Here is a 22,175-nt window from a genome sequence, read left to right as displayed (position 1 = left end):
CAACCATAGAAGGATCCCCGCGTTGCTGTTTAAGCGGGCCAAGTCTGTTGCCGGGAGAGCTGGTCCGTGAATTCCGGTCCGGGCAGAGGTCGGCCGAAATAGTAGCCTTGTCCGCTCGTGCACCCGATGCTTCGCAGCGCTTCGGCCTGTTCCGCCGTTTCGATTCCTTCCCAGATTCCCTGCAGTCCGCAGGAGCGGATTACCTGTTGGATCGCGGCAAGGAAACCCAACTGGGTACTGTCCTCGCTCAGTTCCTGGACGAACTGCCGGTCCACTTTCACGGCGTCCACAGGAAGTTTTCGCAGGTACCCCATGGACGAGTAGCCTGTGCCGAAGTCGTCGATCTCCAGTCCGACGCCCAAGCGGTGCAGGCTCGCCAAGGTGTAACGGTCCAGCTCGTTGTTCTGGATGATGGCACTCTCCGTAAGCTCCAAAACCAGTGATTCCGGAGGCAGACCCCTCTTGGCCAAAGCGTTCCGCACATCGTCCACAAACTCCAGGCTTTGCAGATCTGCAGCCGACACGTTGATTCGCATCGTGAAGTTGTGTTGTGCCGTGACTGGGTTCTCCCGCCACTGACGCAGTTGCTCCACAGCCGCCCGGAGCACCCATCGGCCCAACTCCGCGATCAAGCCGGTGGCCTCTGCAACGGGGATGAAATGGTCCGGCATGATGAGACCACGCGCAGGGTGGTTCCAGCGGACCAAGGCCTCGCTGCCCTCAATCCGGCCGGTGGCGAGCTCAACGATCGGCTGGTAGAAGAGGACAAGCTGGTCCGAGCGGATGGCTTCCCGGAGCTCCCCCACGATCTGGCGCTGGAGTTGCCGGGCATGAAGCGTGGAGGGATCGAACAACTTGAGCTTGTTCCGGCCCTCGCTCTTGGACTCCTCCATCGCCATATCGGCCTCCTGGAGAAGGTCCTCCACGCTGTGGTGCGGCTCGGCAATCCGCAGGCCCATGCTGGCCCCGCAGCGGACACTGCTGTTCCCGAGGTCGATGTTGGGTTCCAGCGCCGCGAGGATACGGTTTCCCACGGCGGCCGCCCGGTTTTGCGGCGTGGCTGGCAACAGCACGGCGAATTCGTCGCCACCCAGGCGGGTGACGACGTCGTTCTCCCTCACCGCCGAGCGGATCCGCATCCCCACCGTGACCAGAATCTGGTCCGCGGAAGCATAGCCAGCGGACTTCTTGAGTCCCTTGAATCCATCCAGGGTGATGAGGAGGAGTGCGGCCGGGGTTGCGCCCCCGGCCGCAGCCTCCTGCGCTTCAATGAAGGCATCCGTCAAAGCCACGCGGTTGCCAAGTCCCGTGAGGGCATCCGTGAAGACTTCCCGCCGCTGCTCGTGGCGTGCGCGGTGGAGTTCCTCCATCAAGGCCCTGATGTGCCGCTCCAGTTTCCCGATCCGAGCGTCAATGTCGGCCGGGAAGGAGCGGGTGGGATGGATTCCGCTGGGCTGTGTTGCCTTGGGCTGGGTTGCGTTCACGACGCTTCCATGCGACGCAGGGTATCGTCGGCTACGGCTTTCGGTTTGGCGACTGGGTTGCGGCGTTCGTCGAGGAAGAGCCGGTACGAGGCAACATCGAGCCTGCCGTGTCCTTCAATCGGAGTCCCGGCCCGGTACACGTGGGTAATCCATGAGCCACCCAGAATGGCCTCAATCCACGCATCGCATTCAGCCAAAGGAAGGGGTACGCGCGTTCCGGTGTTTCGCCGATGGCCGGCGATGGAGACCGTAATGCAACTGCCCAGGAGGCCCTTATCGGCGGTGAACCATGCAAGGCCCTCGACGTCGGCCACAATGGTTAGGTTTGCGCTGTCATCGCCTACGGACTGGACGGGTTGCATCCGCACAGAACGCCGGGCCACGTTCAAGGCCGCGGGTGTTCCAGCCTGGTACGGAGCACTGGTGATGTCTTGCCGGAAGGCACTCAGTTCCTGGTTGTGCTGGATCTGGATCCGGGTGGTGAGTTCATTGATTGTCATGATCGTGCCTCGTCAGCGATAGTGGCCGCCTGGAGGCGGTCGGCTCCTACAATCCGGTTTCTTCCCTGTGCTTTGGCGCTGTACAGGGCTGCGTCTGCCACCTCGATCATGGAGGTGAGGTCTGTGGCAGCGGTGGTGCTTGCCGTGACTCCGTAGCTGATGGTGGGGAAGGACACGCCCTCCGGAACCTCGGTGGAAGCCATACGGCGGCTGATCTCGACCGCAATGCTTTGGGCCCGCTCCTGCGTGGCTCCGGGCAGGAAGAGAACAAATTCTTCCCCGCCGTACCTGCCGATGAGATCCGTAGACCTGACCGAGGACGTGCAGGCTTCGGCGAAAGCCTTCAAGGCGACGTCCCCTGCGCGGTGTCCGTGGGCGTCGTTGACCAGCTTGAAATGGTCCAGATCAGCCAGGACAACTGCAGCACCGGAATCATTGGCGCGCAGTCGTTTGAGTTCGGTGGATGCCAGATCCAGGAAGGCTCCCCGGTTGAGAAGACCCGTCAGGTGGTCCTTGGTGGCCCGTTCCTTCAGGCCCTTGATCAGTTGGTCGCTGCTTAACGTGGTCATACTGAAGGACACCGTCACCAGCAGCACCAGGGACACCAGGCCCGACGGCGCAGGACCAAAATAGATGCGGAACGTTGCGCTGTCGGGGCCTTCCAGTGCGTAGACCACCCAACGGCCGAGGTAGTAGATCGCCAGAAGTCCGGCAGCCAGGGAGAGTGCTTTGTGCACCTGGGAGTGCGTCGCCTTGATGAACCACAAGTCACGGGCCGCCAGCGCGATGCCGAGGGTCATCATGGCCAGGTACACGAAGCCGCCGGACCATACGTTAGAGCCGGGACTTTCCAGCACGGAGGCCACCGCGGTGATGATGGGAGCGACGGCGAGTTGCCATGGTGCCGCTTTAAGGTCCCGCAGCGTACGGGCACCCGCCCAGACACTGAACGCTCCGGCCACCACCAGGACGTTGCCGAAAGGGTTGGCCCAGTGCTGGGCCGACGTTCCGTTCAGAAGGAACGCTGTGTTTCCCAACATGAACTGCAGCAGGGCCAGGCTCCACCAGCCCGCGTATGGTGACCGGGTGCGGCGGTACGAGGCGAGGAACAGCGCGAAGAGCGTCAATGTGACCACTCCGAGGGCTATCCTCACCGAAAACGAGTCAAGCACCATTGTTCGCTCCTGCCGATTGGTCCCACGCCAATTTCTAACATGTCAGGGTTCCTGTCAAAGCGGAGCCTTTCCACATGTTGGTCGTGCCGGGAACCTTGTAATACCCGCGGATTTCGTAGGTCCAGTTGCCCACAGGCTGAATTCCGGACCTATAGGACTTTCCGGCATTCTTGCTAAGGTCTCCGGTGAATTCCAAAGTCCCGGAGGGGCTGTACAGCTTGATCTCGTGATAGTTTGCGCCTGGAACTTCCGCGAAGGAATTGACATCCACGGCGACCTTGGCACCGTTCGACGAGCAGATCATGACCATGTCTACGCTTGCCGGGGCCAGGAGACGCATGGCCGAGTACTGAGGATTGGCATTCTCGGTAGAAGTGAATGCAGCAAGTGCGGCGGCAGGTGCCGCCAACATGGAAACAGCGACGGCGGTTACGCCCGCGAGTGCGCGCCAGGTATGGTTCTTGCTCATGCCGCCCGCCCCCTTAGCTGCTTCCGGCCCTGCTCTGGTTCCAGTCTGGTCGGGCTGGATCAACTGCGGTGCGACATTTCCTCAAGATTGGCTCAGGATTGCGGTCCGGAGACGTGCCCATAATGAACCATGTGGATCGGTTGGATCGAATTCGATGTGCTCCTGGGCGATGTCCATAGCCTCAAGGAGAAACGCTCGCTCGTGCGGCCCCTCATTGCTGAACTCAAACGCCGCTTCGAAGTGTCCGCAGCCGAGACCGGATTGCAGGACCAATATCGCCGGACCATGCTTGGTGCGGCACTGGTGGCGCCTGACCGCGCACACCTCAAGGAAGTGCTCGACGCCGTCGAACGGTTCGTCGCTGCCCGGCCCGAGCTTGAGCTGCTGAGCGCTAGGCAACGGGAGCTGCACAGCGAGGACTAGGTGTACACAAACCCAGGCGTTAGTAGCCGATTACCGCCAGCCGGGTTGAATCCAGGTGGGCGTCGATCGCTTGATGTGCGGCGTCCAGGCTTCGGCTGCGCAGGGCGTCAACAATCAGCTGATGCTCGCGGAGCACGTCCCCCGCACGGTCTGTCCCCTGTGTGACAGCACGGACACCAATCCTGAGTTGCCGCTGCCGAAGGGAAGCGTAGAAATCGGCCAGGATTGGATTTCCTCCTGCACGGACCATGAGCGTGTGGAATTCGGTGTCCAACTCAATGAACCGGGCGGGGTCCTCCTTAGCTTCGTGCTGCTGGTCGATGATGCGTTGGAACGCTTCGACCTGCCCATCCGGCATGCTGTCCAGTGCTGAGACGGCCCACTTCTCCACTACGGACCGTGCCTGGAGGATGGCCCGGACATCAGGATCCGAGATCGGTGGCACGTAAGCACCCTTGTGCGGGATGCGCTTGACGAAACCTTCCGCTTCGAGTCGCAGCAGGGCTTCGCGGACTGGCGTGCGCGAGGTACCCGTGGACTTGGCAAGGACTGCCTCGTTCAGGAAGGTCTCCTCGTCGCGAGGCAGGGCAGCGATATAGCTTTTCATCCACTGGTACGCCACTTCGGGCTGTGATTGGGCAGTGGCAGACATCTGGATCATGGAGAGCCTTTCTCGCGAAGCCCAGTATACGAGTTGCATTCAAGGTTGAACCCCGGCCACAGCTGGCAAAAAACTTTTTCGTCCGATGTAGACGGGTTGTATACAACTAGTCTACAGTGTTGTTCAGTGACTCCGCTCACGCATTTGGAACCCCTCAATTTCTTGGGATCGGCCTCGCTTCACCGGAAGCCCCGGCCTCTCCCAACCGCAAAAGGATCCCCACAATGACCGATTTGAAGAAAGCAGAACTGAGGCAGCAGAAGCACTCCAGCCTGCCCGTGGTCGCTGCTTCGTCCCTGGCCGGCACGGCCGTGGAATGGTACGACTTCTTTCTCTACGGCACCGCTGCCGCATTGGTTTTCAACAAGCTCTTTTTCCCTACTAATGACCCGCTGGTGGGCACCATGCTGGCGCTGGGAACATTTGCCGCCGGCTTCCTTGCCCGTCCGCTGGGCGCCGTCGTCCTGGGGCACCTCGGCGATAAGCATGGCCGTCGCGCCACCCTTGTAGCCAGCCTCATGCTCATGGGCGTAGCCACCACACTTATTGCGTTCATCCCTTCTTATGCCGCCATAGGCATCGCAGCACCGTTGCTGCTCTTGCTGCTGCGCCTGATCCAGGGATTCGCACTGGGCGGCGAATGGGGCGGGGCCGTGCTCCTCGTCTCCGAGCACAGCAATGACAGTGCACGGCGGGCGTTCTGGGCATCCTGGCCCAACATGGGTCCGCCGCTGGGCAACCTCATGGCCGCAGGTGTGCTGGCAATCCTCGCCGCGACCATGCCCGAAAGTGAATTCCTTGCCTGGGGCTGGCGCCTCGCCTTCGGGCTGTCCGCTTTGCTGGTGATCATCGGCCTCGTCCTGCGTCTCTACGTTCAAGAGACTCCGCTGTTCAAGGAAGCACAGCTGAAGCGCGAGGCAGAAGCCGTCAAGGAACGTAAATTGCCCCTGGCCATTCTGTTCCGCCGCAACTGGCGCCAGCTGCTCATCGCCACCGGCAGCCGCATGGGTGAGAACGCAGGCTTCTACATCTACTCGCTGTTCATCATCACCTACGTCACCCAGATCATGGGCTTGCAGCGGCAGACAGGCCTCACCGCCGTCATGATCGGCCAGGGCGTCGCCGTCGTGGCTATCCCCATTCTGGCGCTGTATGCGGACAAAGTGGGCCGGAAGCCGATCATGATCGGCGCTTCGATCGCCACAGTCATCTGGGCGTTCGCGTTCTTCGCACTGCTGAACACCGGCCAGGTGTGGGGCATCATTGCCGCCGCGGTCGGCGGCCTGTTGATCTTCGCCGCCTACAGTTCCGTGATCGGCGCGTTCTTCTCCGAACTGTTCCCCACGGATGTCCGGTACAGCGGCACCTCGGTTGCGTACAACCTCGCCTCGCTGATCGCCGGCTCGCTGTCCCCCATCATTGCCCTGGCTCTCTACAGCGCCTTCGGCACCGGCTACGCGATCGGCATCTATCTCGCGGCGATGGGCCTGATCTCCATGGTCTCGGTCATGTTCGCCAAGGAGACCAAGGGCCTTCGGCTCAGCGACCTGGACGAGCAGAAATAGTCCCTCGCGAGATGGCACTTCATAACAGTGTTTACCCAAAACATGGGCACGAAGTGACAACTCGAAATACGAAAGTAAGGAAACAACCATGAAAGTCGCACTCGTCCAGGTGGCCAGTCCGGATTCGGAATCCCGTGGGCAGCGGATAGATCGCGTTGAAGCGATTCTTCGCGGCATCGACGGTGCCGAGCTGATCATCCTGCCGGAACTGTGGAGTGCCGGATACTTCCACTTCGATGAGTACCAGTCCCTGGCCGAGACCCTCACTGGCCCCACGGTGTCCATGTGCTCACGGGTGGCGGCAGAGCTTGGTGTGTACCTTCACGTCGGGAGCATCATCGAGGCCGGCGAGGACGGCCGGCTCAGCAACACGTCCATCCTGCTGGGACCGGACGGGAGAATCCTGCACACGTACCGGAAGATCCACGTCTTTGGTTACCAGTCCAAGGAAGCCAGCCTCCTCACCGCGGGATCCTCCCTGCCAGTGGTGGAGTTGCCGTTCGGAGCAACAGCCGGGATCACCTGCTACGACCTCCGGTTCCCAGGATTGTGGATGGAGCTGAGCACCCGGGGCGCGGAAATCGTCATCGTCCCGGCAGCCTGGCCCGCAGCGCGTCGCGAACACTGGCGACTGCTCACAACCGCCAGGGCGCTGGAGCACCAAATCTTCGTCATTGCCTGCAACGCCGCAGGCAGCCAGGAAGGCGTGGAGCTCGGAGGACACAGCCGGGTGGTGGACCCGGCCGGCAACGTACTCGCCGAAGCCGGTGCCGGTGAATCGGTGCTCATGGTGGACATCGATCCTGCTCAGGTCAAGGCAGTACGCACAGAATTCCCGGTCATTGGCGATCGGCTCGCGGCCTACGACGCCCTCGCCGTTTGACCAGTTTGGCCACACTGACCCACCACGATTTAGCCAGCATTCAAGGAGACGGAATGGAAACAACACGGCAAGTCCCACTCACCTTCAGGGTGGTGGGCACGGACAAGACAATCACGGTCTCGGACTTCCACGCAGTAGTGGCCGGTTATACCGGCAGGGATCCCAAGGCCGTGCAGCATCACATCGACGAGCTGGCAGCCATTGGAGTAGCTGCACCGCCGGAAGTGCCCATGTTCTACCGGATGGACTCGCACCTGTTCGATACATCAGGCGAACACGACATCAGCAACAACCTGACCTCCGGCGAAATTGAGCCGCTCTATATTCGCCACAACGGCAAGTTCTACCTCGGCATCGGTTCCGACCACACGGACAGGGACATCGAAGCCCAGGACATTGGCGATTCCAAAAGGGCATGCCCCAAGCCCATCGCGACCGAGGTCATCGAAGTCCCCTCGCTCGAGGACCTGGACCTGGACCAGTGCACCGCCCGCTCGTGGGTGGACGGCGAACTGTACCAAGAGGGTTCATTGGCAGGCCTGCGCAAGCCGGCAGACGTCGTCGAAAAGCTTCTGGCGCGGACGGACATCGGTGACTCCGACTTCATGTGCCTGGGTGGCACTTTGCCACTGCTGAAGGGGAAGTTCGTTGACGGAACTTCCTGGAAAGTAGAGCTCTCGTTCCCGGATGGGACGAGAATCGAACACAACTACAAAATCAAGAAAGGCTCACTTCGATGAGAACCGGAATGCAATACCTTAAGTCCCTGAACGATGGCCGGACGGTGATCCTCGATGGCGAGGTAGTCGGCAACGTCCTGGAACACCCGGCGTTCGCGAAGGTCGCCCAGACCATGGCTGAGCTGTTCGACATCGCAGCCGATCCCAGCAACGGCATGCAGTTCCATTCGGAAGAGATTGATGGACCCGCGAACCGCACGTTCGCTGCTCCGCGCACCCAGGAAGAGCTCGTCCTCCGCCGTCACGCCATTGAAAGGTGGGCCAAGCACACCCATGGCTGGGTAGGCCGCAGCCCCGACCACGTGGGTACCTTCTTCGCCGCCTTCGGCTCCCACGCGGACGTGTTCAAGAATGACGAGCGCGACTTCGCCGGTAACGTGGAGCGGTACTACAAGAAGATCCTTTCCGAAAACCTGTACCTTTCCTACGCGATCATTCCGCCTCAGGTCTCCCGCGCAACCACGGCGTCAGGTTGGGAAGGCGAATACCTGCAGGTCGGCGTCGTGCGTGAAACCGAGGAAGGCATCATCGTCCGCGGTTCGCAGATGCTTGCCACCGGCGCGGCGATTGCCGACGAAGTGTTCGTCACCTGCATCAAGCCGCTGGGTCCGGATGACGTGGACTTTGCCGTCAGCTTCGCTGTTCCCGTGGCGACTGACGGGTTGAAGCTGTACTGCCGCCGTCCGTTCGCGCCGGCAGCCACCAGCGACTTCGACTACCCGCTGACGAGCCACTACGACGAGCCAGACGCACTTGTGGTGTTCGATGACGTGCTCATCCCCTGGGACCGCGTCTTCATCAACCGGAACATCGATACCCTTCGCCGCCAGTTCTTCGATACCGGTGCCCACGCGCTGGGAAACTGGCAGGCCCAGATCAGGTTCTCCACCAAGCTGAAGTTCATTGCTTCTGTTGCCCGCAAGGTCACCCAGGTGAACGGCACGGACAAGATCCCCGGAGTACAGGAGAAGCTTGGCGAGCTCGCCGCGATCGTGCAGTCCGTTGAATCGGCAGTTCTTGCCGCCGAATACACGGCAACGGTTGACGACGCCGGCATGGTGGTTCCCGGGAAGAGTGCCCTTTACGGGGCCATGGGTCTTCAGTCCGAGACTTACCCACGGGTGATTGCGATCCTTCGCGACCTGGTGGGTGGTGGCGTGCTGCAACTGCCGTCCAGCGTCGCCGACATGACCAGCAGTGTGACCCGTCCGGACATGGAACGCTACGTGCAGTCCCCGGGTGTTGCCAGCGAAGAACGCGTGAAGCTGTTCAAGTTGGCCTGGGACATCATCGGCTCGAATTCGCCGGCCGCCACCAGCAGTACGAAATGTTCTACGCGGGCGCCCCGTTCGTGGTCCGCGGAGCCTACACCTACCGGAACTACGGCTACGACGCCCTGGTGGCTGAGCTGGACAAGTACCTTGGTTCCTACAGCATCAACGGCCCAGTAGATGGCAGCGTCAACGGCATGGAAGGAGAATAGCCATGGCAAAGCCCGAATTCGAGTTCACCCCCACCTCATCGGTGGACTTCGCACCCTGCAACCCGCACATTGAGGGCTTGTCCGAGGCTATCCTTGCCCGGGATTCAGACAATGACAGCGTCACGCGCATCCTCAAGTTCGAGCCCGGCACGGATACCTCCCCCAATGGCGTCCTGACCCACGATTTCTGGGAAGAGGTCTTCATCTTTGAGGGCTCGTTCGTGGACCAGCGCCTCGGTAAGACCTTCAAAGCCGGCGATTGGGCCACCCGCCCGCCCGGCATGGAACACGGGCCGTGGGTTTCCGAAACCGGTGCCAAGATGTTCGAGGTCCGGTACTACGCCGATCCGGTACAAGCCGAGCGGAGCAACTGACATGAGCCTCGCACCGCTCTTCACTGTTCCCGATGCCATGGGAATGCGCCGCGCAATGGGCCGCTTCCTCACGGGTGTCGCCGTGGTCACCACCAAGCACGAGGATGAGCTGTACGGGATGACCATCAGCTCGTTGACCTCCATCAGCCTGGAACCGCCCATCCTTATGATCTCGCTGAACTTCGGCACCCGGACCGGTGAGGCGTTGATCGAGAGTGGCAAGTTCGCCGTTTCCATCCTTGGGGCCAAGCAAGAATCCATCGCACGGCGGTTCGCGGTGCGGGGCGGCGACCGGTTCAGCGAGGGCGAATTCGACGTCACCGAAAATGGGCTGCCAGTGATCAAGGGAGCCCTCGCCCAGGCTGACTGCACTGTTGTACAGCAGTACGACGTCGGGGATCACCAGGTCTTCTTCGGCCAGGTGACCACGTGCCGGGACCGCGACGGCGACGTTCTCGCGTTCAAGGCGGGCCGCTTCGGGGCATTCAACGACTTCGGCCACGCGGAGATCCCCTGGATGTTCTGACCCCCTCTTAAAGCAACGCGGGGTCACTTACGGCCCATAAATCCCCTTGGGATGGGCCGTAAGTGACCCCGCGTTGCTTCTATGTCTTGTCACGCGGTCGGAGGGCAACATCCGCATCAAAGCCGTGCACACCCCGGAGCACCTTTCCTTCCTGGTCACCGACGGCGCGTTCGGCGACCAGCCCGGCTACCAGCTCTCCGGTTGTTCTCCGGTGATCTGGGCCGGCCGGACCTGCTGGACGAAGCAGCCGGCGGCGTGGGCACCCGCTTTGAGGGGGCAAATCAGCTCTTTTGCCAGCCTGCGGGATAACTTCCTGACACTGCCAGACTACGTTCAGGTCCACCCAGCGCACGGCGCCAGCAGCGACTGCGGCAAGGAACTCGGGGCCATCCCGTCCCCACGGTGGGCTACGAACGCCTGTACGCCTGGTGGGGCCCCTACCTGGGAGCCAACGACGAGCAAGACTTCATCGACGAACTCCTCGACGGCCAGTCCGACGCCCACGCCTACTTCGGCCGCATGAAACGCGAAAACCGTGAAGGCCCGGCCAGGGTGAGCGCATCCCGCTGCCCAAACTCTCCACCGGGACCGTCTCCGCGGCCCTCACCGCCGCCATCGGCGCAGTTGTAGCCGTCCGGATGCGCAGCAATGACGATCTGCGGGAAACGTCGATGCCCTAGACTCCGCCCCACACCGAGGCCGAGCCAGAGTGGCCGGTCACAACGGCTTCGTAAATCAGGAACAGCCCAGCAAGGACCCCGAGAACGGACGTGGCGGGAACAGCCCAGCGGGCGGCCAGCAGGCGGCCGGCTCTGCGGAGCGGCAGCCAGCGGCTCACGACAAAGGGAAACGCGGCAAGAATCTGCGCGGCGGCCACGATCAGGAAGATCACTGTGACATACCGGAAGAAACTGCCTTGCTCTGCGTGCTCCCGGACGAGATCCGAGGCGGGCTTGGTCTTCTCCAGCTGCTCACCGGCTTCCGCGGTGAGGATGGACAGCGGCACCAAGGCAAGGGCCAGGATACCAAGCGGCCAAGCTAAGTAAGCCCTGCTGCGGCGGCCGAGGGCGAAGACCACCGCCATCAGACCCGCCAGCGGCGCGAGGACAACTACTCCGTGGACCAAGAGAATGTGGGCTGGAAGGCCAGCGATTTCCACCATGCAAAGCTCCTCAGGACTGGGACACCGGATCAGGCGTGCTGGTCTCAGGCTATCCCTGTGGTGCCCAGCAGCAGGCCAACGGCATAGGTGAAGGCCATGGCAAGGGCGCCCCCGATGACCAGGCGCAGGGTGGCCTTCCGTTTCGAGCTGCCGCCGATCCTGGCGCTGACCGTGCCGGTAATGACCAACGCCACCACCACGGCCACGAACGTAGACGGGACCCGGATCTCGGCCGGCGGGAGAAGGATGGCCAGCAGCGGCAGCACCGCGCCGACGGTGAAGGCGATCGCCGAGGCGAAGGCCGCATGCCAGGCATTGACCACCTCTGTCTCGTCGATCTTCAGTTCAGCCTCCAAGTGCGCGCCCAGGGCATCATGCTCGGTGAGTTCGCGGGCCACCGTCCGCGCGGTGGCTTCGGTGAGGCCCTTGGTCTGGTAGATGGCCGCAAGTTCCTCAAGCTCGCCGGCGGGATCATCACGGAGTTCCTGTCGTTCCTTCTCGATCAAGGCCCGCTGGCTATCGCTCTGGCTGCTGACCGAGACGTATTCGCCAAGGGCCATGGAAACGGCACCGCCCACAACGGCGGCTGTGCCCGCCACCAAGATGGGTGTGACATCGTTGGTCACCCCGGCGACGCCGACAACCGTGGCCGCCACGGACACGATGCCGTCGTTGGCTCCAAGTACGCCCGCGCGCAGCCAGTTCAGGCGCGCTGAGATGTTGTCGTCGTGCGGTTCGTTCGGGTGCTGCTTCAGCAACTCAGTCATAGTGAAAAGTAAGTAAAACATCGGCGTCCAGGCCCGGCTATGCCGGACTACGCCCCTGCCGGGACCCAAGACCGCCCCACCCCACTCCAGTTGAGCGCCCCAGCAGGCTTCTCGAAGCGACAAATAGCGTAGCTAGAAAGCCGCCATTTACAGCCACAAGTGCCACCCGACACCGATCCGTTTGGGCTTCTCGGAGGCGAACGTAATGTCTTGAAAAGCTCTAGATTTACAAGACATCAACGAGCGTGTGATGCCGCTGCGAATTGCCCTCTCCTGAAACCTGGCGCTGGCTTCCAATTCTTCGGGCCGGAATACCCTAAGCAACAGCTGCCCGCCGTGTTGTTCTTGATGGCATGGGAAGAAATCAGGTGGCCCTGCGGGCGGTTAAGGCCTTTCATACTCTGGCTTGGTTCAGTATCGAGGCCTGCATGGTCTATCTTCTATATGCGGGATTCCGCGGGAAGACCGACAGGCGAGCCGCCACTGCCGCTGCAGTTGTAGCTGGGGAAACGCTCATCTTCGTGGGCAATGGCTTCCATTGCCCCCTGACCCCCTTGGCGCGACGGCTCGGTGACCCGACCGGCTCCGTCACAGACATCTACCTGCCACGCTGGTTCGCGCATAACCTCCCTGCCATTCACGTTCCTTTACTCGTCCTGGCCATAGTTCTGCACCGGCGGAATTTCAGGAAGCAGCACCGCAAATCCTAGGGTCCCTGGTGCCGAGTTCAGAATGGTCCCTCATCGCAAAGCCCCGCCACCCCTGTGAATCCGTGAGGTGGGCGGGGACTTTGGACTCTGTCGCCGTTTCACTCCTGTGCCTTGTCAGGCCCAGAGCAGCCCGGATTTTCGTCGGCGTCTTCTTCATCATCATGGCCGTGGGCGTCAACGCCGCGCTAAGTATCGCCGCCCCGGAGCAGTTCGTGAAACTCGGTACGGACAGCCCACTGACTCCTCTCTACCGCTGGTTCTTCGAAAATGTTGTCGCTCCAACACCCCAACTCATTGGGATCCTCGCTGCGGCTGGCGAGAGCGCGCTGGGGCTGCTCATTCTCAGCGGGGGCAGACGGGCGAGACTCGGGCTGCTCGGCGCGATCATTTTCCTGATCTTTATCACGCCTCTGGGAATCTGGACGCTGCCCAATCCGGTGCTGGCAAGTGGTCTGGCGTGGCTGCTGACAAAGGAGCACCCGAGGAACCTGTTGAGCGTATTCCGTTCACCACGGCCCAGGACAGCTACCGAGGGAACACTGACATGACATCACAAAATAGGCTCACCATCGCCCTTGAGGATGTGGGAGGCACCTCCTGGTGGGCGAGCATTCTAAGCACCCTCGGCTCCCAATACGGAAACACCCAGCAGCGGTTTGTGGGTCAAGTCGACGGAAAGACCCTTTACAAGAGCCCCACATTTCCTGTAGCACGATCGGTCAATCCCCCTCCGCCAGAGGAAGCATGGGCTCCGGGGATGACGGCAGCACTTGCCGAATTGAGGCGGGACCTAGCCAGAGACGGCTGGGTACAAGTCTCTGAGGATGGGGATCCCCCGTTGCCGGTGTATGAGCGCAAGTGAACCTTCCCCTGTTAGCAGTGGGCGGTGTCTCCGGACTCCTCGCAAACGGGACTACTCTCGGCGCGGCGTCAGCTCCCACACGTTGCCGAGGCCGCCATTCTGCCTTTGGGCTTGCCGTGGGCGCGGTGACAGGAGCTTAGTCCCTGGGACCACGCGGCCTCGACGAAGACGCTGAAAAGTAGGAAGTGAGGTGGTCCCTTGCGTAAGCGATCATCACCAGTGTGTTCCTCGGCCGTATTCTCGTCCGTGTCGCTGGCTTAGTCCTCCTCGCGGCAGTGTTCGTGATCGCGGCGTGGGGTGATCGCGGAGTTGTTCGCCTGGACAGGTGCCAACGGCCCACAGACACCCCTTATCGCCATCTGTACTCCGGCCTACCCTGGCGGCAGGGAAAATCCCTGCCGGGGTGGTCGGGAACTTCTCACACTCGATTTGTAGGTTGGTACCGGCGTCGTTGATGGCGAAGGTGCGGGCGTGAGAGTCCACGCCGATGACGAACGGGCGGGTCTGCGCAACGATAGTCAACGCGGCCACCCTCCTGCTTTCGAACGGACAGGACAGGCCGCAGCACGACCGGCACTGGACTTGGGAAGAGTCACTTCGAGGCAAAGCTATGATGAGCCACAACCTCCAGAGGCTGGGCAAGCCTCTGATCAAGCCACCGACGTGGTAAAGATCAGCACCGGCCGCTCTACCCAGCACGGACAAATCGGGGAAAACACGCCCACGATGGGGCAATTGTTTTTTCGAGTTACGCGCCAAGCAGAACGACCGGCATCAACACCGCCAGCTAGTCCCAGACCAGCCACTGCAAGACTCACAGTTGTTTTTTAGCGGGCGTGTGCTACTTCGAGGTGCCCTGCGAGACCGAACCCTGCAGCTGACGCTGGAAGATAACGTAGACGATCAGGACCGGAACCACCGTGACAGTGACTGCTGCGAAGAGTGCCCCGAAGTCCACGGCGTACCCCATCTGGCCAGCGAAGGCCGCGAGGCCCTGCGAGAGAACGCGCGGCCCGGCAGCGTTGATGGATACAGGGATGAGGAACTGGTTCCACAAGCCCAGGAAGTTGAAGATGGCAACCGAAGCGAGGCCCGGCTTGGCCATCGGCAGCATGACCTGGAAGAACGTGCGCCACTCCCCTGCACCGTCAAGTGCTGCTGCTTCAGTGATTTCGTGCGGCAGCGACTTGAAGAAGGAGAACAGGAAGAACACTGTGAACGGCAGCGCGAAACCCACGTACACGATGATCAGGCCCGGCAGGGTGTTCAGCAGTCCGATGTTCTTCAGCACGAAGAACAGCGGGACCATGGCGAGGAAGATCGGGAACGTCAGGCCGGCCAGCATGAGGTAGTAGATCGCCCGGCTACCCGGGAACGTGTACCTCGCCAGGACGTAGGCGCACATGGCACCGAGCACCATGACGATCACCAGCGCCGAACCCACCACAACCACCGAGTTCAGGAAGTAGCTCCCGATCCCGGCCTCACTCCAGGCCTTCACATAGTTATCGAACCGCCACTGCGAGGGCAGGGCGAATGGGGAGGCGAAGATCTCGCTGGATGTTTTGAAGGAGGACATGAACGTCCACAACAACGGCAGGATCACGATGAGCGACCAAATGGTCAGCGCAGTGTGTGAAACAGCGCCCACGAGTTTGTCCCCGGGCGTAGTGGCGGGCTTGCGCGGCTGGAAGTGCAGCGACTTCATTTCAGGGGTTGAGACTTTTGTTGTCATTAGATGCTCACGTCCTTGTCGCCACCAGTGAGCCGGTTAATCACGAACACCAGGCCTGAGAAGATCAGGGTGGCCACAGCCAGGACAACGCCCATGGCGCTGGCCAGTCCGAATTGCCCCTTGCTGAAAGCTGTGAAGAACAACTGCTGTGCCATCACGAGCGTCGAGTTGTCCGGACCACCGCCGGAGTTCAGTGCCGCCATGTAGACGAACGCGTCGAGCGCCAGGATGCCCATATAGATGTAGGCGGTCTGGATGTTATCCCTGATAAGCGGGATGGTAATGGACACGGCAGTACGGAGCCTTCCCGCGCCGTCGATCCTTGCGGCCTCGAACAACTCAGCAGGAATGCCTTTGATACCGGCCACGAAAAGGACCATGTAGAAGCCAACGAAACCCCAGACAATCACGAACATGGTGGCGGTCATGGCCGTGTTCTTATCGCCCAGCCACGCGAAGTCCTTGAACTGGTCAAGGCCCATGCCGGTCAGGATCCCGTTGAGCAGGCCACCGGATGGATCATAGATCTGGCCCCACATGATGCCGATCGCGATGGCAGGAATGGTGTACGGGAAGAACGAGACAACACGGTAGAAGCTGGAATTGCGTAGGCCCTTGATCTGGCCCTTGCTGCTCCCGCCAACGGTCACCATGGTGGCGAGCACCAGGCTCAGAATGATGGTGACGATCGGCAGCACGATGACCAGGAGGATGTTGTTCCCCATCGCCTTCATGAAGATGTCGTCCGAGAAGATCCTGGCGTAGTTATCAAAGCCGATGAAGTTCTGTGTGGGCGAAAAACCCGACCAGTCCGTCAAGGAATACCCGAAGGCCTGGATGAACGGCCAGATCACGAACAAGAGATAGATCGCCAGCGGCAGGCCAAGGAACACCGCGAAGAAGCTGACCTTGTCCCAGGTCAGCGGCTTGCGCCGGCGCCTCACCACAACCGGTGGGGCCATGGCCGGAACGACGGCGGCCAGGCCGTCGTCGTTCCGGCTCTGCTTGGTTTTCACTACGGTCACTTCACTTCAATCTTCTTGACCGAGCTGTCGTTGCGGACCTTGTCGGTGATGTTCTGGAGGGCGGAGGTCAGCGTCGCAACGTCCGACTTGCCATCGAGGAAGGTGTTCCAGACGACGAGCTGGTCCTTGTTGGTGCCGTACAGGTCGATGAAGTTCCAGGTGTAGATGTTCTCGCCTGCATCGCTGAGCAGCTTTGTCTGGGAGACCAACGCCGTGGAGCCGAAGCCATCGGCCGGGACGGTGTCCTTGACGATGGTGGGAGCAAGCTTGGTCTTGGCAAAGTTGGTAGCAGCTTCCTTGGAGAGCATGACGCGGAGCAATTCCTTGCCGCCGGCAACATTCTTGCCTTGGGAGGGAACCACGTAAGGCTCGCCGGCTGCACTGTGCAGCGAGGCGTACGGCTTCTTGGGGCTCGCACTCACTGAAGGAACCGGCGCACCCGTCATCTTGAAGTCCGCCTTGGTCTGGTCCTTCATCTCGTTTTCGATCCACGAACCGGACGGGTAGAACACTGCCTCTTGGGCATTGCTCCACTGGGCCTGCGCTGCCGTGAACTGGGTGCCAGAACCGCCGGGCTTGAAGTAGCCCGCCTTGATGATCTTGTCCATGGCCGTGAAGACGGACTGGATAGCCGGGTGCGACCAGCAGTCTGCCTTGAGGTTCTCCAAGGCCAACCGGACGTCGTCGCCACCTTCCTTGATAGCGGAAGCGATCGCCATTTCCTGGTAATAAGTGGCAGCTTCCTTGCCCCAGAGGAACAGGTACTTGCCCTTGGCCTTGGCCTGCTCACCCAGTGCGTACATTTCGTCCCAGGTCTTGGGAACGGTCCAACCGTTTTCCTTGAGCAGGGAGTCCGAGTACCACATGGCGTAGACAGTGAGCACATAGTTCAGGGCCGCCAGCTTGCCCTCGAAGGTCCCTGGAGCGAGAACGCCGGTGTACAGGGTGTCCTTGATGACCTTGCCTTCGAGGTTCTTGGCCTCCACCACGCTGGTGAGGTCCTCGAGCTGCGCCAGGATAGTGCTGAAGCCAATGGCCTTTGCACCGGAATTGTCGATCAGGTCCGGCGGGTTGCCGCCGACGAAACGCGGCTGGAGCTCCTGCGCGATGTCCGTGGACGGGGCAATCTTGGCGGTGGAACCCGAGTGGGCCTTTTCGAAGGCCTTGCCGGCGAACTCGACGTAGTCGATGCCGTAGCCACCCTTGAAGATCACGGCATCGACGGTGGACTTATCCGCCATGCCGAAAGGGTTGGTGTCAGAGACTGCGCCCGTGGGCCCGGCGCTGGTACCGCCACCACCTGCTGCACAGGACGCAATGGATCCCCCCATGGGGACGAGCACCGCAGCTGCGAGTGCCCCGCGGAGGAATCCGCGACGGCCAAGGGACTGGTGCTGAACGTTCATTTTCGTAACCCTCCAGTGACTCGTAATGTCGACTGTTGCGGCAGGCGCCGGAAAGTCGGACAGTCTGGGTTGGCCACTCTGCAGTGCCAACCTTCGTGTGACATACTTCACCACGAATGATCGAAAATCAATATTTCTTGCCAGTTTCGATCAACATTTGTCAAAGCGTGATCTTTCTACGGACCTTCCGCGAGGGCCTTTCCGCACTCGGTAATCGCTTCCCGGGCAAGCACCCTTTGCCGCTCAGTTCCCAGTCGTTCCGCCCATTGTTCGGCTAATTGGAACTCCACCAAGGCCTCGGTGAAGCGCCCGTTACCGTGCAGAAACGAACCGAGGCTTGTGTGCAAAACAATCATCCATCGCTTGGTTCGCTCATGATGGGCCGTGGAGGCATACTCGAGGCCGCTCCGCATCCAGGCCTCGGCATTGGCGGTATCCGCAATCGAGAGCATATGCAGCGCGTCCACCGCCAGGAACTCCTCACCGAGGTGGTCAGCCAACTCGGCAGCCTGCTCGAGGAGTGGCACTGCCATCGCGGCGTGCCCGCCGGCGTTCAAAACCCGCCCGCGCTCCAGGAGCACGCGCACGCCCACTGTGGGTTCGTCGCCGTCGATTCCGTCAAGGAGTGCATCGGCTTCCTCGAGCCGGCCCTGCAAACCGATGGCCCGCCCAAGCTGGGTTGTAAGCTCCGCCCGCTCATCGGCGTCGTAGATTTCCTCCAACATGGCTGCGCGAAACCTGGCTTCGGACGCTGCCGGATCGCCAAAGTTCCATAAGTCGTCCAAAGTTCCCTGATCCAGCATCAACCCGCTCCTGACCAGCCTCAGCTGCGCCCGTTGGCTTGCACTATCAATGTAGCCCCATGTCAGCGGCGTGGGGAGAGGGTGCGGGGCTGTGTCAGGCCCGGTCCATTCCGGCTTTAGAGACCAGGACGGTTGACGAGGCGCGCCCAGCCGAGCTGTTCCTGCTGTTTCCGGCTTAGCGTAGCCACCACCAGATCATAGGAGTCCTCCACCATGTCCCGGATCATGTCGTCGGGAAGGGCTCCATCCAGCCGGACGCCGTTCCAGTGGGTCTTGTTCATATGCCAGGCGCCTGTGATCTCGGGATGCGCTGCCCGGAGTTGCTCGGCCAACGCGGGCTCGCACTTCAGGCTCACCGACCAATTGTCAGGATCCATGGCGGAAAGCGCGAACATCTTGGCCTCGTGCCGCGCTCCACCAGCGACGGCGGCCCGCACCTTGAACACGGACGTTTCGGGTCCGAAGGGGAAGTCTTCAAAGGCCCCGGGAAAGCCCAGGCAGATCCGGCGGAGCTGGGAAACGTCCATGGAGAGAGCCTACCCGGGCAGCCCTACGCCACGCCTAGGAAATCCTCCAGCAGCACCACTTCCAGACCCGCGGCCAACTGCGCAGCACGGAAAGCAGCCAGGTCCGCGGCGAACTCGGCACGGAAATGCATGAGCACGATGTCGCCGGGACGCAGCGAGTTACCCACCTGGTAGTCCATCTTTCCGGCGTTCGCCTTGGCCTCCCACGTGATGATCGCCTTCATCCCAGCGGCCGCAACCGCTTGGCGCATGACGTTGGAATAGGCTCCGCCCGGGGGCCGGAACAGCGTGGGACGCCGGCCATAATGCTGAAAGGCGTAGTCCTGCATGCCCACGATGTCGTTCAGCTGCTGCTGATACCCCCACTGCCGGACCATGTTGATGTTGTGCGTGACGGTGTGGTTCTCCACGAGGCTGCCTTGCGCCTTGAACGCGTTGAAGAATGCGGGGTTGTCGGCGATGGTGTCCCTGGTCAGGAACAGGGAAGCCGGGTAGTCGTAGTCAGTCATGAGTTTGACCGATTCCGGGGTCTTAATATTTCCGTCGTCGATCGTCAGGAACACTACTGGGTGCTTGGTTTCGATCTTGGTGATCACTGGCGCAAGGCCGCCAACGATCGGCGGCAGCTGGTAATCGGGGATGAACGTCCGCCGGATCCGCTTCGTGGCGGTGGGCGTTGGGGTTGGCGCTGCACTGTACGACGGCGGCACCTCGCCACCGACGGACAGCGCACCGTTCGGGCCCGGCACCTCGGGCGAGGCAGACGCGGAAGCAGGCGACAGCTCCGGCGTCGTGGTTTCAGGTGCTGTGCTTTCGGGTGCAGCGCAGGCACTCAAACCGGCAACAAGCGAAGCCCCGAATACCCCCAAGACGGCCCGCCTGGCTGGTGTGGAAATGGGCACCGCTGAATGGTCGCCACACATGGCCGTCCCCCAAGGCTAAAAGAATGAGTCAGCTGCAGATTAGCAAAGGAATCGACTTGGCGATTACAGGCCGTAATGCCAGCCTTCACGCGCCGGGCACGAATTGACCACGACGTCCAGACCTGCATCCCTGGCGCGCTGGACGGCGTCGTCGTCAAAGACGCCCAGCTGCAGCCACACAGCCTTGGCGCCGATTGCGATTGCCTGATCAATAACTGCGCCCACCCGCTGGGAGTTAACGAAGCAGTCAACGACGTCAATGGGGTGTTTCTCCGCAGGAATATCCGCGAGCGACTTGTATCCCTTTTCGCCATGGACATCCTCGCCCTTGAGGTTCACGGGGATGATCTCCATGCCCATGCGATCGCGAACGTACAAGGAGACGTCGTATGCGGAGCGCCACTCATTGTTGCTAAGCCCGACGATTGCCCAGCATCCTTTTGTTCGCATCAATCGTTCCACCACGGCCGGATCGTTGACATGCATCATGAAGCTAGCTTAGCGTCCCGCGCCTTTCAGCCGCTGCTTCAGCTTGTCGACGAAGGACTGGGACTGTTCGTGAGCCGGCTTCCCGCCCAGCGATCGGAGAGCCTGGCTTGGTTTATTACCGTCGGCGGGCGCGGGCGTAGCCGGCGCGGCGGTTGGTTCGACAGCCTCGAGGAGACTCGCCTGCCCAAGCACCGCCTCGTAAAGCTTTGCCTCAAGCTTTATCTCCCGAGGTTCTGCTTCTGCAGGTTTCGTCTGGGCGGTTCGAGATAGCTCGCCGGCGACGCTTGAAGCTGGGACGTTTGCGACGGCGTCCGCTTGCGCCCCAGGCCCTGGCTGCGCCCCAGGCCCTGGCTGCACTCCGGGCGCTGGCTGGACTCCATGCTCTGGCTGAACAGGCGTCTGGCCTGACGGTACGGCAGCGTCGGAAGTCCCCGGAATTCGCGGCACCGCGGGTGATTCGGTGGCTGGCGGGAGGGCGGCGGGATCCACTGGGGGCGCTGGTTCGGTGCTGACCTTCGGAGCATCAGGCGTAGGCAGTGCTGGCGCTGCGGCCGAAGGTTGCGGAGCGAAATTGCCCAGCAGTTCATCGACGAACGTAGGCGTACGGGTGAATCCGGAACTGGCAGCGGCCACACCACTTACGCCGAGTCCCATAGCCGCAACCACGGCTACGCTCACCACAGCCGTCCGGTGCTTGTGTCGCCAACGGCGCTTGCTGACTTCATCGTGCGGTCCGGCGAGCATCGCGGCCAGCGCCGCATTCGGGGCGGGTGCTGGGAGGTTCGCGAAGGAACGCATGGAGAGCAGGGCCTGCCGGAGGTCGGGCGCGTCAGTGGGCCCGGCGTCGAGCATGAGCTCGTCGACGATATCTTCGCGTTCCATATCCCTGTATGTCATGAGGACACGTATTCCTTTACTACCGAATGCTCACGGAGCGTCATCAAAGCCCTGCGCTGCAGTTGCTTTACCGCGCCGGCGGATTTCCCCATGATGTCGGCCACCTGCTCCACGGTCAGGCCTGCCACGATCCGGAGGGCCAGGACCTCCCGTTGATCGTCCCCGAGGTGATCAAGGAGCTTCATGACCTCGCGGGGAGCCAGGAGGCCCATTGCCTCGGATTCGGCAGAACCCGATTGGCGGGGATCGCGCTCCGGTGCGAACTCGTGGTGTTCCGGGGCCCTGCTTTGCTTCCGGTGCTCATCCACCATGCGGGCGTGGGCCACTGAAAAAACAAAGGTCCGCAATCCGCCCGCACCGCCTCGGATGTCATCCAAACGGGGCAGGACAGCAAGGAACACGTCCTGTGTGATGGCCTCGGGATCTGAGACGCCTTTAGCCGTCAGGTAGCCGAGAACCGGTCCGGCGTACGCCTGGTAGACGGCGCTGAACAGTTCCGCGTTATTGCCCCTGAGCGCATGGAGCGCTTCGTCGGTCAATGCGTCGGTCACAGTTATGAGACTTTCGATCGGCGGCAGGTCCGGGC

Annotated in this window: 26 protein-coding genes and 2 pseudogenes; 12 read left to right on the top strand and 16 right to left on the bottom strand. The window is 61.6% G+C overall.

Annotated elements, in window-relative coordinates:
• Positions 1 to 29: 29 nt before the first annotated feature.
• From LDN90_RS02895 to LDN90_RS02880, 4 genes are read right to left on the bottom strand one after another with little or no spacing between them, the layout of a single operon-like run.
• The gene (locus LDN90_RS02895; protein ID WP_223947853.1) at positions 30 to 1,484 is read right to left on the bottom strand and encodes a bifunctional diguanylate cyclase/phosphodiesterase; all 1,455 of its coding nucleotides are present in this window, start codon (positions 1,482 to 1,484) and stop codon (positions 30 to 32) included.
• The gene (locus tag LDN90_RS02890) at positions 1,481 to 1,984 is read right to left on the bottom strand and encodes a hypothetical protein (protein WP_223947852.1); all 504 of its coding nucleotides are present in this window, start codon (positions 1,982 to 1,984) and stop codon (positions 1,481 to 1,483) included. The genes LDN90_RS02895 and LDN90_RS02890 overlap by 4 nt, the downstream gene beginning before the upstream one ends.
• Positions 1,981 to 3,159 (bottom strand): GGDEF domain-containing protein, encoded by a 1,179-nt coding sequence (locus tag LDN90_RS02885; RefSeq protein ID WP_223947851.1) that lies wholly within the window; start codon positions 3,157 to 3,159, stop codon positions 1,981 to 1,983. The genes LDN90_RS02890 and LDN90_RS02885 overlap by 4 nt, the downstream gene beginning before the upstream one ends.
• Positions 3,160 to 3,193: 34 nt before the next feature.
• On the bottom strand, positions 3,194 to 3,628 hold the full coding sequence (locus tag LDN90_RS02880) for a hypothetical protein (RefSeq protein ID WP_223947850.1): 435 nt from the start codon (positions 3,626 to 3,628) through the stop codon (positions 3,194 to 3,196).
• Between the two features lie 129 nt (positions 3,629 to 3,757).
• Here LDN90_RS02880 and LDN90_RS02875 point away from each other — a divergent pair, with 129 nt between their 5' ends.
• Positions 3,758 to 4,051 (top strand): DUF503 domain-containing protein, encoded by a 294-nt coding sequence (locus tag LDN90_RS02875; RefSeq protein ID WP_223947849.1) that lies wholly within the window; start codon positions 3,758 to 3,760, stop codon positions 4,049 to 4,051.
• Between the two features lie 19 nt (positions 4,052 to 4,070).
• Here the strand turns inward: LDN90_RS02875 and LDN90_RS02870 are convergent, their stop codons facing one another.
• Positions 4,071 to 4,712, bottom strand: a complete 642-nt coding sequence (locus LDN90_RS02870) for a GntR family transcriptional regulator (RefSeq protein WP_223947848.1) — start codon at positions 4,710 to 4,712, stop codon at positions 4,071 to 4,073.
• 224 nt (positions 4,713 to 4,936) lie between these two features.
• Between LDN90_RS02870 and LDN90_RS02865 the strand changes: the two genes are divergently transcribed.
• From LDN90_RS02865 to LDN90_RS02835, 8 genes and pseudogenes are all read left to right on the top strand, one after another.
• Positions 4,937 to 6,277, top strand: a complete 1,341-nt coding sequence (locus LDN90_RS02865) for an MFS transporter (protein ID WP_223947847.1) — start codon at positions 4,937 to 4,939, stop codon at positions 6,275 to 6,277.
• An 88-nt stretch (positions 6,278 to 6,365) separates the two neighbouring features.
• Positions 6,366 to 7,160: a carbon-nitrogen family hydrolase gene (locus LDN90_RS02860; protein ID WP_223947846.1), complete on the top strand. Its 795-nt coding sequence runs from the start codon at positions 6,366 to 6,368 to the stop codon at positions 7,158 to 7,160.
• Between the two features lie 53 nt (positions 7,161 to 7,213).
• On the top strand, positions 7,214 to 7,900 hold the full coding sequence (locus tag LDN90_RS02855) for a DUF2848 family protein (protein ID WP_223947845.1): 687 nt from the start codon (positions 7,214 to 7,216) through the stop codon (positions 7,898 to 7,900).
• Positions 7,897 to 9,141 (top strand): annotated as a pseudogene (locus LDN90_RS02850) (4-hydroxyphenylacetate 3-hydroxylase N-terminal domain-containing protein); the annotation flags it as partial. The gene LDN90_RS02855 and the pseudogene LDN90_RS02850, both read left to right, overlap by 4 nt.
• An 86-nt stretch (positions 9,142 to 9,227) precedes the next feature.
• Positions 9,228 to 9,383 carry a hypothetical protein gene (locus LDN90_RS24280; RefSeq protein ID WP_346347000.1) on the top strand — a complete coding sequence of 52 codons (156 nt, stop codon included), beginning with the start codon at positions 9,228 to 9,230 and terminating at the stop codon, positions 9,381 to 9,383.
• 2 nt (positions 9,384 to 9,385) lie between these two features.
• Positions 9,386 to 9,757 (top strand): cupin domain-containing protein, encoded by a 372-nt coding sequence (locus LDN90_RS02845; RefSeq protein ID WP_223947844.1) that lies wholly within the window; start codon positions 9,386 to 9,388, stop codon positions 9,755 to 9,757.
• Position 9,758: 1 nt separating this feature from the next.
• Entirely contained in the window at positions 9,759 to 10,283 is a 525-nt protein-coding gene (locus tag LDN90_RS02840) for a flavin reductase family protein (protein ID WP_223947843.1), read from the top strand.
• Between the two features lie 97 nt (positions 10,284 to 10,380).
• Positions 10,381 to 10,879: pseudogene (locus LDN90_RS02835) on the top strand (MBL fold metallo-hydrolase); the annotation flags it as partial.
• 80 nt (positions 10,880 to 10,959) lie between these two features.
• On the opposite strand, the gene LDN90_RS02830 reads toward LDN90_RS02835, so the two are convergent.
• Together LDN90_RS02830 and LDN90_RS02825 are read right to left on the bottom strand one after the other, a co-directional pair.
• A complete protein-coding gene (locus LDN90_RS02830) occupies positions 10,960 to 11,445 on the bottom strand; it encodes a hypothetical protein (RefSeq protein ID WP_223947842.1) in 486 nt (161 codons plus the stop codon).
• 44 nt (positions 11,446 to 11,489) lie between these two features.
• Positions 11,490 to 12,212, bottom strand: coding sequence for a VIT family protein (locus LDN90_RS02825; RefSeq protein ID WP_223947841.1), 723 nt, complete (start codon positions 12,210 to 12,212; stop codon positions 11,490 to 11,492).
• Between the two features lie 353 nt (positions 12,213 to 12,565).
• Between LDN90_RS02825 and LDN90_RS02820 the strand changes: the two genes are divergently transcribed.
• Together LDN90_RS02820 and LDN90_RS02815 are read left to right on the top strand one after the other, a co-directional pair.
• Positions 12,566 to 12,922, top strand: coding sequence for a hypothetical protein (locus tag LDN90_RS02820; RefSeq protein WP_223947840.1), 357 nt, complete (start codon positions 12,566 to 12,568; stop codon positions 12,920 to 12,922).
• An 80-nt stretch (positions 12,923 to 13,002) separates the two neighbouring features.
• Entirely contained in the window at positions 13,003 to 13,470 is a 468-nt protein-coding gene (locus LDN90_RS02815) for a hypothetical protein (protein WP_223947839.1), read from the top strand.
• Positions 13,471 to 14,625: 1,155 nt separating this feature from the next.
• Here the strand turns inward: LDN90_RS02815 and LDN90_RS02810 are convergent.
• The 6 genes from LDN90_RS02810 to LDN90_RS02785 form a co-directional block, all read right to left on the bottom strand.
• Complete coding sequence (locus LDN90_RS02810; RefSeq protein ID WP_216922004.1) at positions 14,626 to 15,519, bottom strand: carbohydrate ABC transporter permease; 894 nt, start codon at positions 15,517 to 15,519, stop codon at positions 14,626 to 14,628.
• Positions 15,519 to 16,544 carry a sugar ABC transporter permease gene (locus tag LDN90_RS02805; protein ID WP_223947838.1) on the bottom strand — a complete coding sequence of 342 codons (1,026 nt, stop codon included), beginning with the start codon at positions 16,542 to 16,544 and terminating at the stop codon, positions 15,519 to 15,521. Before LDN90_RS02805 ends, LDN90_RS02810 begins: the two co-directional genes overlap by 1 nt.
• Entirely contained in the window at positions 16,541 to 17,950 is a 1,410-nt protein-coding gene (gene ngcE, locus LDN90_RS02800; protein WP_216922006.1) for an N-acetylglucosamine/diacetylchitobiose ABC transporter substrate-binding protein, read from the bottom strand. The genes LDN90_RS02805 and ngcE overlap by 4 nt, the downstream gene beginning before the upstream one ends.
• 176 nt (positions 17,951 to 18,126) lie before the next feature.
• Positions 18,127 to 18,753: a hypothetical protein gene (locus LDN90_RS02795; RefSeq protein WP_223947837.1), complete on the bottom strand. Its 627-nt coding sequence runs from the start codon at positions 18,751 to 18,753 to the stop codon at positions 18,127 to 18,129.
• Between the two features lie 116 nt (positions 18,754 to 18,869).
• A complete protein-coding gene (locus LDN90_RS02790; RefSeq protein WP_223947836.1) occupies positions 18,870 to 19,280 on the bottom strand; it encodes an MmcQ/YjbR family DNA-binding protein in 411 nt (136 codons plus the stop codon).
• Between the two features lie 23 nt (positions 19,281 to 19,303).
• Positions 19,304 to 19,876, bottom strand: coding sequence for a polysaccharide deacetylase family protein (locus LDN90_RS02785; RefSeq protein ID WP_223947835.1), 573 nt, complete (start codon positions 19,874 to 19,876; stop codon positions 19,304 to 19,306).
• 43 nt (positions 19,877 to 19,919) lie between these two features.
• On the opposite strand from LDN90_RS02785, the gene LDN90_RS02780 reads away from it, so the two are divergent.
• Positions 19,920 to 20,222, top strand: coding sequence for a hypothetical protein (locus LDN90_RS02780; protein WP_223947834.1), 303 nt, complete (start codon positions 19,920 to 19,922; stop codon positions 20,220 to 20,222).
• Between the two features lie 44 nt (positions 20,223 to 20,266).
• On the opposite strand, the gene LDN90_RS02775 is transcribed toward LDN90_RS02780, so the two are convergent.
• From LDN90_RS02775 to LDN90_RS02765, 3 genes are read right to left on the bottom strand one after another with little or no spacing between them, the layout of a single operon-like run.
• Positions 20,267 to 20,692, bottom strand: coding sequence for a CoA-binding protein (locus LDN90_RS02775; protein ID WP_216922015.1), 426 nt, complete (start codon positions 20,690 to 20,692; stop codon positions 20,267 to 20,269).
• Positions 20,693 to 20,701: 9 nt separating this feature from the next.
• The gene (locus LDN90_RS02770) at positions 20,702 to 21,589 is read right to left on the bottom strand and encodes a hypothetical protein (RefSeq protein ID WP_223947833.1); all 888 of its coding nucleotides are present in this window, start codon (positions 21,587 to 21,589) and stop codon (positions 20,702 to 20,704) included.
• Positions 21,586 to 22,140: a sigma-70 family RNA polymerase sigma factor gene (locus LDN90_RS02765; RefSeq protein WP_223947832.1), complete on the bottom strand. Its 555-nt coding sequence runs from the start codon at positions 22,138 to 22,140 to the stop codon at positions 21,586 to 21,588. Before LDN90_RS02765 ends, LDN90_RS02770 begins: the two co-directional genes overlap by 4 nt.
• Positions 22,141 to 22,175 lie beyond the last annotated feature (35 nt).

It is taken from the genome of Arthrobacter sp. NtRootA1 (assembly GCF_019976975.1).
Lineage (GTDB): Bacteria > Actinomycetota > Actinomycetes > Actinomycetales > Micrococcaceae > Arthrobacter > Arthrobacter aromaticivorans.
Note: the sequence above shows the minus strand (reverse complement) of the source record. Positions and strands in the feature narration are given on the sequence as shown.